This window comes from Neisseria benedictiae, from assembly GCF_958267435.1.
Taxonomy (GTDB): Bacteria; Pseudomonadota; Gammaproteobacteria; order Burkholderiales; family Neisseriaceae; genus Neisseria; species Neisseria bergeri.
The window spans coordinates 1-11,560 of the sequence record NZ_CATQFV010000056.1; the positions used below are offsets into that span (position 1 = coordinate 1).

Here is an 11,560-nt window from a genome sequence, read left to right on the forward strand (position 1 = left end):
CCGCACGCCACACCTGATTCGGTTTGAACGTCCAACGCCATCTGCCGCTCGCAAACGCGGATGTTCGGGCGGCGGCGTATTTGGGCGATCAGGCTCTGCATGACGGCTTCGCCCGTGTAGTCGGCGACGTGGGCGATTCGGCGGCAGGTATGCCCGCCTTCGCGCGTCAGGTGCAGGCCGTTATTATTTTGGTCGAACGCCACGCCCTGCGCCAGCAGCCATTCGATTGCCGGTTTGCCCTGCGACAGGATGGTGCGGACGGCGGCTTCGTTGCACAAACCCGCGCCCGCCTCCAAGGTATCGGCAACGTGTTTTCCGATGTCGTCCTCTCCCGACCACGCCGCCGCAATCCCGCCTTGCGCATGACGGCTGGCGGTGTTGTCCAGCCGGTTTTTGCACAAAATGACGATGCGGAACGATTCAGGCAGCGACAAGGCGAGCGTCAGTGCCGCCAGCCCGTTTCCGGCAATCAATACGTCGCAATCGGTTTGCATGGTGTTGTCCTTGTTTGAGGGGTCGTCTGAAACGGTATAGTGGATTAAATTTAAACCAGTACGGCGTTGTCTCGCCTTAGCTCAAAGAGAACGATTCTCTAAGGTGCTGAAGCACCAAGTGAATCGGTTCCGTACTATCTGTACTGTCTGCGGCTTCGTCGCCTTGTCCTGATTTTTGTTAATCCACTATAATATGGGCGGCAAATCAGGCGGGGCCCATGCCGTTGAACACATCTTTTTTCTTCAGTCCTGCCGCGAAGTCGAGCATACGCTGCAAAGGCAGTTTGGCGGCTTCGCCCAGCTTTCTGTCCAACAGGATTTTGTTATGTGCGCTTGTCAGGGCGTATTTGATGCCGCCCAGCGAATTCATCGCCATCCACGGGCAGAACGCGCAGCTTTTGCAGCTTCCGCCGTTGCCCGCCGTCGGGGCGGCGATAAATTCTTTGTCGGGCGCTTGCTTTTGCATTTCGTGCAGGATGCCCAAATCGGTCGCCACGATGAATTTTTTTTCAGGGCGCGATACGGCGGCTTTGAGCAATTTACTGGTCGAGCCGACCACGTCGCCCAGTTCGATGACGCTTTGCGGCGATTCGGGATGAACCAGCACCACCGCGTCGGGGTGTTCCGCCTTCAACGCCGCCAGCTCCTGCCCTTTGAATTCGTTGTGAACGATGCACGAACCCTGCCACAGCAGCATATCCGCGCCTGTTTCGCGGCGGATGTAGTCGCCGAGATGGCGGTCTGGCCCCCAAATCAGCTTCTCGCCGCGCGATTTCAGATACGACACGATTTCCAACGCCACCGAAGACGTGACCACCCAGTCGGCACGCGCTTTCACGGCGGCGGAAGTGTTGGCGTACACCACCACCGTACGGTCGGGGTGTTGGTCGCAAAACGCTGAAAACGCCTCTTCCGGGCAACCCAAATCCAAAGAACATTCCGCCTCCAAATCAGGCATCAGCACTGTTTTTTCAGGGCAGAGGATTTTCGCGCTCTCTCCCATGAAGCGCACGCCCGCCACTACCAATGTACCGGCTTCGTGTTCCGCACCAAAGCGCGCCATCTCCAGCGAATCGCCCACGCATCCGCCCGTTTCCAAAGCCAAATCCTGAATCAGCGGATCGATGTAATAATGCGCCACCAAGACCGCGTTTTTCTGCTTCAGCAAGGCCTTGATTTCGTTTTTCAGACGGCCTGCCGTCTCGCGGTCGGGCGTGTCGGCAACCTTCGCCCACGCCTGACGGATTTGGCAGGCGGAAGTCGGCGTTTGGATGAGGGGCATATCGTAATCGAACGAGCGGCGGGCGGCGGTTTGCATGATGTTTCCTTGTGGCTGGTTTTCAGACGGCATGAAGGTTTGCCGTCTGTTTTTCAAACTGTTTTTACATTATGCTCAACTTGAGTATAATAAGCAAGGTCGTCTGAAAACAGGTTTGAGATACCGCAAAACCGACCCGCTTCGTTCCGACAAACCGCTTTGGTTTACAATAAAGCCTTTCCCACCCGCAGAAAGCCGAGCATGGACGCCTACCCCGAAGCCGAAGCCCCGCCGCAAAGCATCGTCGAACTGGTTCCCGTATTGATTGCCGTTACCGACGGCGGCCTGCGGGTGTTGACCGTCGCCCAAGGCGCGCTCCTGCCCAACGGCCCGCTCTCCCCCCTGCGCAATTCCCTGCAGGCGGGCGTGAAGCTGTGGGTCGCCAAGCAGACTTCGCAGCCTATGGGCTATGTGGAACAGCTTTACACCTTTGTCGATACCCACCGCCGCAACGAACACGGCATGCCCGTCTTGTACGTCAGCTATTTGGGGCTGGTGCGCGAGGCCGCCGACAGCATCCTGCACCCGGATGCGAAATGGCAGGACTGCTACGGCTATTTCCCGTGGGAAGATTTGCGCACCGACGGCGGGCAGCGCGACGCCATCGTCAGCCGCCTGCGCATTTGGGCAAACTCGGCAGACACAGAGGAAGTACGCCAAAAGCGGCTCAAACGCATTCATTTGTGCTGGGGGGTCGAACCGGAAAACTGGTCGGAAGAATACGTTTTGCAACGCTATGAAATGCTGTATGAAAGCGGTCTGATAGCGGAAGCCGCCGAACCGCAGGCAAACTTCGACTTCGCGCTCACGGGGCAGCCCATGCGCCACGACCACCGCCGCGTGTTGGCAACCGCCCTGTCCCGCCTGCGCGCCAAAATCAAATACCGCCCCGTAATTTTCGAACTGATGCCGCCCGAATTCACGCTGCTGCAACTGCAAAATAGCGTCGAAGCCATCAGCGGCAGATTGCTGCACAAGCAAAACTTCCGCCGCCAGATTCAGCAGCAAAACCTCATCGAGCCGTCGGATACCGGCGTATCGGGCAGCAAAGGCCGTCCCGCGCAGCTTTACCGCTTCCGCGATGACGTCCTGCCCGACAGGCTGATTTCGGACATCGGACTGCCGCTGGGCAGCCGTTAGCCCGTTTTCAGACGACCTATAGTGGATTAACAAAAATCAGGACAAGGCGACGAAGCCGCAGCCAGTACAGATAGTACGGAACCGATTCACTTGGTGCTTGAACACCTTACCAGGAACTATGGAAGTTTTAAAAAAGATTGGCACCACAGGCAACTCAGCCACAGGCAAACTTTTTCCAGATTTACCTCGCACAAATAAGGGATGGACTGAAAAAACACAAGTGCAATTCAAGCTTGAAGGCCAAGGAAAACCACATGTGAATAAAGGAAAAGGGGTAGTCAATACAGGGCTGGGGAAATCTGGCGGTAAAGAAACTTTTGAGAAACAGATTATTTATTTTGAAAAAATTGGAGACGTAAAATGAGTTATTTGATTTTGGATGATGATATGTATTTAATCTATGATTTTAAAAAAGTCATGAAAAGAGAAAAAGAATTTATTGAAAAGACAAGATTATTATCATTAAATGACGAAAGTATCTTTGGCATCAAAAAAGACAAAGGCTTATTTGCATCAGAGGAATGGTGGAGTAATATTGATTCCGGACAGATTATCACCAGAAGCGTTTCCGGAGTGATATCGTCAATATATGAAGCGGGAATGGAACGAAGAAATATACCGAATAGTTTTAGTTTTATAGATGGTGAAGGCATCGTAAGGAATGAAAGTATGTATATGATGAATAAATCCGACAGACATTTATTTTGTGAAGGGAAGAAAATCGTCATTTTTTATGCATATAATGAACTAAAAAAATCAAATCAAAGAAAAGGAGACGTAATTGATTTGGAAAACAACTATGTTGAGCAAGTCATTGAAATGGCAATTTCAAAATAATCAGATGACGCCGGAGAGAATTGTTCTCTTTGAGCTAAGGCGAGGCAACGCCGTACTGGTTTTTGTTAATCCACTATAAAATGAAGTTTTGCCCCATCGGTGCAACACCAATATTTTTCAACAAAGGAAACCCCATGCCGTCTGAAAACACCCTCTTCCCCCTGCCCGACACCCTGTTGCGCCCCATGGTCGAACAAGCCTTGAGCGAAGATTTGGGCAGGCGCGGCGACATTACGTCCGCCGCCGTCATCGCGCCTGACAAAACCGCCAAACTCTTCCTCGTCAGCCGCGAAAACGGCGTCATCGCCGGCATGGACTTGGCGCGCCTCGCCTTTCAGACGATGGATCCGTCCGTCCGCTTTCAAGCTGAAATCCAAGACGGGCAAACCGTCCGCGCAGGTCAGACGCTTGCCGCCGTCGAAGGCAACGCCCGCGCCCTGCTCGCCGCCGAACGCACCGCGCTCAACTACCTCACGCACTTAAGCGGCATCGCCACCGCCACCGCGCTTGCCGTTGCCGAAGTCGCCGAATACGGTACAGACATCGTGTGCAGCCGCAAAACCATCCCCCTGCTGCGCGTCCTGCAAAAATACGCCGTCAGGGCAGGCGGCGGCGTGAACCACCGCATGGGTTTGGACGACGCCGTACTCATCAAAGACAACCACCTCGCCTATTGCGGCAGCATCGCCCAAGCCGTTCGTCAGGCAAAACAGGCGGTCGGACCGTTGACCTGCGTGGAAGTCGAAGTGGACACGTTGGCACAACTGGACGAAGCCATCGCAGCGGGCGCGGAACGGATTTTGCTGGACAACATGGACGACGAAACCCTGAAAGAAGCGGCAAACCGCTGCCACACACAAACAACCCACACACACACCATCTATTGCGAAGCATCGGGCGGCATCGGCTTCGACCGACTGAAACGCGTGGCGCAAACCGGCGTGGACGGCATCGCTCTCGGCTATCTGACCCACAGCAGCCGTTCGTTGGACATAGGTTTGGATTTCGTGGCGTGAGTTTTAGGGTGAGGGCTGCTGTTTGGTGTGTCAGGCAAGGAACCGCTTAACCGTAATCCGGTTATTGCCTCAGGGAGGAAATGCCGTCTGAAAGATTCTTCAGACGGCATTTTTCGTGAAGGTCGTGATGCTTTAGAAAAAACAGCATTTCAGGCAGGTATTTTGTTTGCCCGACAGCGCGGAGGCATCGGCAGGGCAAGGTATGCGGCGCTTGTAAGGTATCTTTTGAATAATGCGGATGATTCCGACGCATCGGCAGGATAGGGAAAAGGACGGGCGCGGCAGTTTTATGCCGTCTGAAAGCCCGCCTTTACGCTTGTTTGCAAAAAAAGTGGGAAAAGGAACATACAATCCTGTACAATCATCCATAAATATTTGATTTATAATACGATTTATAAAGATAATCACAATCATCCATATCTGCCGCCCGTCAATCCGCTTGGCGGGCGGCAAAGGTTTTAGGAATACCGATGAACACAATACCGCTCCACACCATACTCAAACTTATGGCGCATCCCGAACGTATGGCGATACTGCTCCAACTTTTGGACGGCGATTGCAATATTGCCGAGCTGTCCGAATCCCTGTCCATGCCTGCGACAGCGGTTTCCAACCATTTGAGCCGACTGCGCGTGGAAGGTCTGGTGGATTTTACGCGTTACCACCGTATTATCGAATACCGCCTGATTTCCGAAGACGCGGCAACGATTCTGCGGACAATCCGCGATTTGGAAAACAAACGCGCGGTATAGTGTTAAAATCCTTTCCTTTTGCCGTCTGAACGTTTCAGACGGCATTTTTCGGAAATGTTATGAAAATCACCACTTGGAACGTCAATTCGCTCAATGTGCGGCTGCCGCAGGTGCAAAACCTGCTTGCCGACAATCCGCCCGATATTTTGGTTTTGCAGGAACTCAAACTCGATCAGGACAAATTTCCGGCTGCCGCCTTGCAGATGATGGGCTGGCACTGTGTTTGGAGCGGGCAGAAAACCTACAACGGCGTGGCAATTGTCAGCCGCAGCGCGCCGGAAGACGTGCATTTCGGTTTGCCCTCCCTGCCGGATGACCCGCAACGCCGCGTGATTGCGGCTACCGTCGGCGGCGTGCGTGTCATCAATGTCTATTGCGTCAACGGCGAGGCTTTGGACAGCCCCAAATTCAAATATAAGGAACAGTGGTTTGCCGCGTTAACCGAATTTGTCCGCGACGAAATGACCCGCTACGGCAAACTGGTGCTGCTGGGTGATTTCAATATCGCGCCTGCCGATGCGGACTGTTACGACCCTGAAAAATGGTATGAAAAAATCCACTGTTCGTCCGTCGAACGGCAGTGGTTCAAAAACCTGCTGGATTTGGGACTGACCGACAGCCTGCGCCAAGTCCATCCCGAAGGCGCGTTTTACACATGGTTCGACTATCGCGGCGCGATGTTCCAACGCAAACTGGGCCTGCGTATCGATCATATTTTGGTGTCGCCTGCGATGGCGGCGGCGTTGAAGGATGTCCGCGTCGATTTGGAGACGCGCGCGCTGGAGCGTCCGAGCGACCACGCGCCGGTGTGTGCGGAATTCGATTGGTAGGATGAAAGGCAGATGCCGTCTGAAACCGTTTTCGGGTTTCAGACGGCATCTTTGTTTGAAGGTTCAAACCGTGTATCGGTAAAGCGCAATCATCAGCGGCATGGTGATGACGCACAGCAGGGTAGTGATGCCGTAAATCGCGCTTGCCTTGCGTGCGTCGTTGCCGTACACGACCGCCATTTGCGTGATGGTTGCCGCCGACGGGCTGATGGTGGCGAGAAAGCTGATGAGGACGACGGTTTCGGACAGGGCGTTGAGGTGTGCCAGCCCCGACAGTTTGACGACGGCAAGCAGTATCAGCGGAATCAGAATCAGCCGCAGGAATGCCACGGCATACAGCCTTGCCGAACACAAAAGCGCGTGCGGCGGCACGGAGGCTATCAGCATTCCGGCAACAATCATGGCAACCGGTCCGACCATGCTGCCGACGGCGGCGAGGGTGTTGTCCATCAGGTGGGGCAGTTTGATTTGGAAGGCAAACATCAGTAGTCCGGTGAAAATGCAGAGGATGTTGATGTTGGTCAGGATGGTTTTCCATGAAAGCCTGACGTTGCCCGAGACCAGCAGGCGCAGGTGCGTCCAAAATAGGACGGTTTGCACGATGATGAAGCCGCCGGTGTAGATGATCCACTCCGAACCGAAAACGGACATGACCAGCGGAATAATCAGGTTGCCCGAATTGCTGTACACCATCGCGGCGTGTTCCAGACTGTCGAGCCTGAGCAGCTTTTTCAGGATTTTGCCGATGGCAATCAGCAGGATGTGGAAGAGGACGGCGAGCTTGACTGAAAGCAGCAGGCCTTGTGCCACTTCGGGCGTGTAGCCGATTTGGAAGGCGTGCAGCATTACCGACGGGCTGATGAGGTAGAGGGCGATGACCGACAGCGGATAGCTGTTTTCCGATTTGAGCAGCCCTGATTTCACCAAACCGATGCCCATAAAAACAATCAGCGTCAGTTCGGCGATTTTGCCGGCAAGGAGCAGGGCGGTATCCATGGAATCACCGTGTCAGAAAAAAGGGAAAGATTGTACGCCTGCGGGCGCAAATACGGAAATGCCGTCTGAAAAGCATTCAGACGGCATTGGCGTTGCAGGGCGCGTTACATGTGCCGTGCGGCGTTGACGGCGCGTTGGTCGGGGTTGATGAGGATTTCGACGCGGCGGTTTTGTGCGCGACCTTCAGTCGTAGCGTTGGAAGCGACCGGCATATGCGAACCGTAGCCGTAAACCGTCAGTCGTGAAGCCGCCACGCCGCGCGTCTGCAGATAGTAGGCAACCGCTTGGGCGCGGTGTTGCGAAAGCGGATTGTTGACGGCATCGGAACCCGTGTTGTCGGTGTGCCCGTTGATGGTCAGCGTCGTGTCGGGATACTGCACCAGCGTCTGTGCGGCAGTATTCAGCGCAAATTGCGCATTGTCGCTTAAAACTGCGCTGCCGGTGGCAAAGGTAACGTTTTCGGGCATTACCAGCTTAATCTGGTTACCTTGGCGTTGAACCTGGACTTGTGTGCCGGTAAGGCTTTGGCGGAGCCGCTGCTCTTGATAGTCCATATAGCCGCCCACGCCCGCGCCGATTGCGCCGCAGGCAAGCGCGGAATTGCGTGCGCCTTTGCCGCTGTGGGTCAGTGCGCCGACGATGCCGCACACTGCCGCGCCGCCCAAACCGTACATGGCGGATTTGCTTGGGGACTGCTGTCCGGTTACAGGGTCGGCAACGCAGCCGGAAAGCGCGAGTGCGGATGCGGTCAGCATGACGGTAAAGGGTTTGAAGAAAGTCATGGTGTTTCCTTCCGTGTATATGTCAAACCGTACAACTATAAACAATCATGCCGTCCAAATAAGCGGCGTTAACCTGAAATTACCCGATTTTTCCCGAAACAACACCGGTTTGTCGGTATTTGCGCCGAAACTTCCGCCATATCCACAAAAAACGGACCTTGACATCGTAACCGACCGAGCCAGCACCCAGTATCAGCAATACCGCCGAAACGGGCAGGGCGAAGTGGTGTCCGATTTTATGGTAGCCCCACGCACCGATGATGCCGCCGAGCAGAAAGGCCTGCATCATGCCGCTGAGCAGCCACATTTTGGGTTTGTTGACGCGGACGTGCGGCAGGCGGGGATGGTGGGTTTTGGAGTAATACAGGGCGCGTGAGATTTCGATGCCCAAGTCGGTCGCCGTACCCGTCATGTGGGTCGAGCGGATCGCGCCGCCCGATAAAAGCGTCATGACTGTGTTGTGCATCCCCATGATGAAGCAGAGCAAGAACAGCGCGAGGGAAGGGAAGACCAAGCCTCCGTCCGTATCCCATTGCAGCGCGGTAATGCCGAACAGGCCGAAAACCAGCAGGTAAACCGCTTCCAGCCACATCGACAACCCGTAGCTGCCCCGAAAGCGCATTTGCTGCGTCCATAAAATCACCCAGCCCGAATGCGCCGCACCCGCGATGAAACACAACACGCTGACCATCGCCACCGCTGCCGCCGTCCATTGCTTCAGATATACCATGTCCGCCAGCAGCGACATCGAGCCGGTAACGTGCGACGTGTAGCGGGCAAATGCAAAAAAACCGCCGGCATTGATTGCGCCTGCCAGCAGCGACATGATGTAGCCCAATCGGCGGAAACGCGCATCCGAAATGTGGTGTTCGTGCAGGTAGGGGCGGTCGGCCTGCCAAAACGGCGGGATATGGTGGCGGCTGCGGCGGGCGTGTTTGGCGTGGCGGTCGGATTCGTTCATAATGGGCGGACGGTTCGGAAAGCATGTTCAAGAACTGCATTTTATAGCGAAAACAATCTAGGGGCGAACTTCACAAGTTTTTGAAAAGAGCGTACATTGAATCTGTTTCCGAGGAGGGTAGAACACCATGCGCCGATACATCGCGGCCGCCGCCGCAATACTCATACTGACTGCCTGCGCCACACCCGAACAGCAGGCGGCATACCGTCAGGCACAGCAACGCTACGAACAGGACCTGCAAGTCGCCCTTGCAGCGCAATGCGACCGTGAGGCCGCACAGCTTATCCGCCGTCAGTTCGATTCAGGATATGCGCCCATGCCCGATGCCGAAAGACAGATATTTAAAACACGCTATACCGAAAAGCTTTCCGATCCCATGTTCCAAGCCTGTTACAAAATGGCGTGGCAGAACTACATCTCGCAACAGCAGCTGAAAGAAGTACGCCTGTCGCGCTATTACGACGATTGGGGCTATCCGTTTTACCGCCCCTGGTGGTGGTAGTCAGAAGCGGCGGCATATGCCATCTGAACGCGTCTACTGTCTATAAACCGCAATACCGTTTACAATGACCGCCTGTTTTACCACATACCCGAACACACAATGAAAATCAGGCTGGGGCGGCACAACGCGCCCGACTTTCCACAGGGTGCCGCCGTAACCATAGGTAACTTCGACGGTGTACACCTCGGACACAAACACATCCTCCAAAAACTCCGCCTCGAAGCCGATACGCGCGGATTACCCGTCGTGGCCGTCGTTTTCGAACCCCAACCCAAAGAATTTTTCGCACTCCGCACCGGCAGGATGCCGCCGTGCCGCATCAGTCCCCTGCGTACCAAACTGGAATTGCTGGAAGGGACGGGCTGCGTCGATGTCGTCTGGGTTTTGCGTTTCGATCAAAATTTTTCCGAAATATCCGCGCAAGGGTTTATCGACCGCCTGCTGCGTCAAACCTTGAATACGCGTTATTTGCTCGTCGGCGACGATTTCCGTTTCGGTGCGGGGCGGGAAGGCTGTTTTGAACTTTTGGCACAGCAGCCCGATATGCAAACCGAGCGCACGCCTTCCGTCATCGTCGAAGACATCCGCACCAGCAGTACCGCCGTGCGACAAGCCCTTTCAGACGGCAACCTTGCCTATGCGAAAAAACTTTTGGGACACGACTACGTTTTGGGGGGCAGGGTGGTACACGGCAGAAAACTCGGACGCACCCTAAACGCCCCGACCGCCAATATCCGCCTGCCCGGCCACCGTTATGCCCTCGGCGGCGTGTTTGTCGTCGAAGCGGACGGCGCATTCGGCACGCGGCGCGGCGTGGCGAGCTTCGGCTTCAATCCCACCGTTGATAGCAGCTGTTCTCAAAAGCTTGAAGTCCACCTGTTCGACTTTCAAGGCGACCTGTACGGACAACGGCTGAATGTCCGCTTCCTGCACAAACTGCGCGATGAGGAAAAGTTTGACGGTATGGAAGAACTGAAAAGGCAGATTGAAGCCGATATGGAAGCCGCAAAGTGTTGGTAGAAAAACCTTATACAAACCATCCGATTGGGCTACAATCAATCTTTTAACTTTTCAGACGGCATAGGGGTTTCCCGTTGTGAAATACTGTTTGAGGCGCAATGCCGTCTGAAACCGAAATATTGTAACAATAGAGATTAAAAAATGACCGATTACAGTAAAACCGTAAACCTGCTCGAGAGCCCGTTTCCAATGCGCGGCAATCTTGCCAAGCGCGAGCCTGCATGGCTGAAAAGCTGGTACGAGCAAAAACGCTACCAAAAACTGCGCGAAATCGCCAAAGGCCGTCCGAAATTCATCCTGCACGACGGTCCTCCGTATGCCAACGGCGACATCCACATCGGTCATGCCGTCAATAAAATCCTCAAAGACATCATTATCCGCAGCAAAACCCAAGCCGGTTTTGATGCGCCTTATGTGCCGGGTTGGGACTGCCACGGTTTGCCTATCGAAGTAATGGTAGAAAAACTGCACGGCAAAGACATGCCCAAAGCGCGCTTCCGCGAATTATGCCGCGAATACGCCGCCGAACAAGTTGCCCGCCAGAAAAAAGACTTTATCCGCTTGGGCGTGTTGGGCGATTGGGACCGTCCTTACCTGACTATGGATTTTAAAACCGAAGCCGATACCGTGCGTATGCTTGGTGAAATCTACAAATCCGGCTATCTCTACCGGGGCGCGAAACCGGTTCAATTCTGCTTGGACTGCGGTTCTTCGCTGGCGGAAGCGGAAGTGGAATACAAAGACAAAGTATCGCCCGCGATTGACGTGGGTTATCCGTTTAAAGACACTGCCGCGCTTGCCGCCGCATTCGGTTTGGCAGGCATCGAGGGCAAAGCGTTTGCCGTCATTTGGACGACTACGCCTTGGACGCTGCCGGCGAGCCAAGCCGTATCGGCGGGGGCGGGCGGGGGG

The 11,560-nt window shown here is 54.8% G+C and carries 15 protein-coding genes; 9 read left to right on the plus strand and 6 right to left on the minus strand.

Translation table 11 applies throughout. From position 1 onward, the window contains the following. Together Q3O12_RS06415 and nadA are read right to left on the minus strand one after the other, a co-directional pair. Nucleotides 1-494: FAD-binding protein (locus tag Q3O12_RS06415; RefSeq protein WP_301669773.1), on the minus strand; the 494-nt coding region annotated here is incomplete at its 3' end. Nucleotides 495-699: 205 nt separating this feature from the next. Then, nucleotides 700-1,812, minus strand: coding sequence for a quinolinate synthase NadA (gene nadA / locus Q3O12_RS06420; protein ID WP_301669779.1), 1,113 nt, complete (start codon nt 1,810-1,812; stop codon nt 700-702). Nucleotides 1,813-2,013: 201 nt separating this feature from the next. Here nadA and Q3O12_RS06425 point away from each other — a divergent pair, with 201 nt between their 5' ends. From Q3O12_RS06425 to nadC, 4 genes are all read left to right on the plus strand, one after another. Next, nucleotides 2,014-2,952, plus strand: coding sequence for an NUDIX hydrolase (locus tag Q3O12_RS06425; RefSeq protein ID WP_070774424.1), 939 nt, complete (start codon nt 2,014-2,016; stop codon nt 2,950-2,952). 97 nt (nt 2,953-3,049) lie between these two features. Then, the gene (locus Q3O12_RS06430; protein ID WP_487249548.1) at nt 3,050-3,316 is read left to right on the plus strand and encodes a hypothetical protein; all 267 of its coding nucleotides are present in this window, start codon (nt 3,050-3,052) and stop codon (nt 3,314-3,316) included. Further along, complete coding sequence (locus Q3O12_RS06435) at nt 3,313-3,789, plus strand: immunity protein RhsI2 family protein (RefSeq protein WP_002258798.1); 477 nt, start codon at nt 3,313-3,315, stop codon at nt 3,787-3,789. Before Q3O12_RS06430 ends, Q3O12_RS06435 begins: the two co-directional genes overlap by 4 nt. Nucleotides 3,790-3,923: 134 nt before the next feature. Further along, complete coding sequence (gene nadC / locus Q3O12_RS06440) at nt 3,924-4,805, plus strand: carboxylating nicotinate-nucleotide diphosphorylase (RefSeq protein WP_039863777.1); 882 nt, start codon at nt 3,924-3,926, stop codon at nt 4,803-4,805. Nucleotides 4,806-4,937: 132 nt separating this feature from the next. Here the strand turns inward: nadC and Q3O12_RS06445 are convergent, their stop codons facing one another. Beyond that, nucleotides 4,938-5,219, minus strand: coding sequence for a hypothetical protein (locus Q3O12_RS06445; protein ID WP_036469988.1), 282 nt, complete (start codon nt 5,217-5,219; stop codon nt 4,938-4,940). A 56-nt stretch (nt 5,220-5,275) separates the two neighbouring features. On the opposite strand from Q3O12_RS06445, the gene Q3O12_RS06450 reads away from it, so the two are divergent. Continuing rightward, nucleotides 5,276-5,557, plus strand: coding sequence for an ArsR/SmtB family transcription factor (locus Q3O12_RS06450; RefSeq protein ID WP_002235478.1), 282 nt, complete (start codon nt 5,276-5,278; stop codon nt 5,555-5,557). 59 nt (nt 5,558-5,616) lie between these two features. Then, nucleotides 5,617-6,387, plus strand: coding sequence for an exodeoxyribonuclease III (gene xth, locus Q3O12_RS06455; RefSeq protein WP_301669774.1), 771 nt, complete (start codon nt 5,617-5,619; stop codon nt 6,385-6,387). 63 nt (nt 6,388-6,450) lie between these two features. On the opposite strand, the gene Q3O12_RS06460 is transcribed toward xth, so the two are convergent. The 3 genes from Q3O12_RS06460 to Q3O12_RS06470 form a co-directional block, all read right to left on the minus strand. Further along, nucleotides 6,451-7,383: an AEC family transporter gene (locus tag Q3O12_RS06460; protein WP_301669775.1), complete on the minus strand. Its 933-nt coding sequence runs from the start codon at nt 7,381-7,383 to the stop codon at nt 6,451-6,453. A 104-nt stretch (nt 7,384-7,487) separates the two neighbouring features. After that, a complete protein-coding gene (locus tag Q3O12_RS06465) occupies nt 7,488-8,165 on the minus strand; it encodes a YiaD family glycine zipper/OmpA-like lipoprotein (protein WP_301669776.1) in 678 nt (225 codons plus the stop codon). Nucleotides 8,166-8,244: 79 nt separating this feature from the next. Continuing rightward, complete coding sequence (locus Q3O12_RS06470; RefSeq protein WP_003749744.1) at nt 8,245-9,126, minus strand: YoaK family protein; 882 nt, start codon at nt 9,124-9,126, stop codon at nt 8,245-8,247. A 127-nt stretch (nt 9,127-9,253) separates the two neighbouring features. On the opposite strand from Q3O12_RS06470, the gene Q3O12_RS06475 reads away from it, so the two are divergent. The 3 genes from Q3O12_RS06475 to Q3O12_RS06485 form a co-directional block, all read left to right on the plus strand. After that, a complete protein-coding gene (locus tag Q3O12_RS06475) occupies nt 9,254-9,628 on the plus strand; it encodes a hypothetical protein (protein WP_107859435.1) in 375 nt (124 codons plus the stop codon). A 99-nt stretch (nt 9,629-9,727) separates the two neighbouring features. Then, entirely contained in the window at nt 9,728-10,648 is a 921-nt protein-coding gene (gene ribF / locus Q3O12_RS06480; protein ID WP_301669777.1) for a bifunctional riboflavin kinase/FAD synthetase, read from the plus strand. Between the two features lie 141 nt (nt 10,649-10,789). Further along, nucleotides 10,790-11,560 (plus strand): class I tRNA ligase family protein (locus tag Q3O12_RS06485; protein WP_301669778.1); only part of this gene is annotated, 771 nt, incomplete at its 3' end.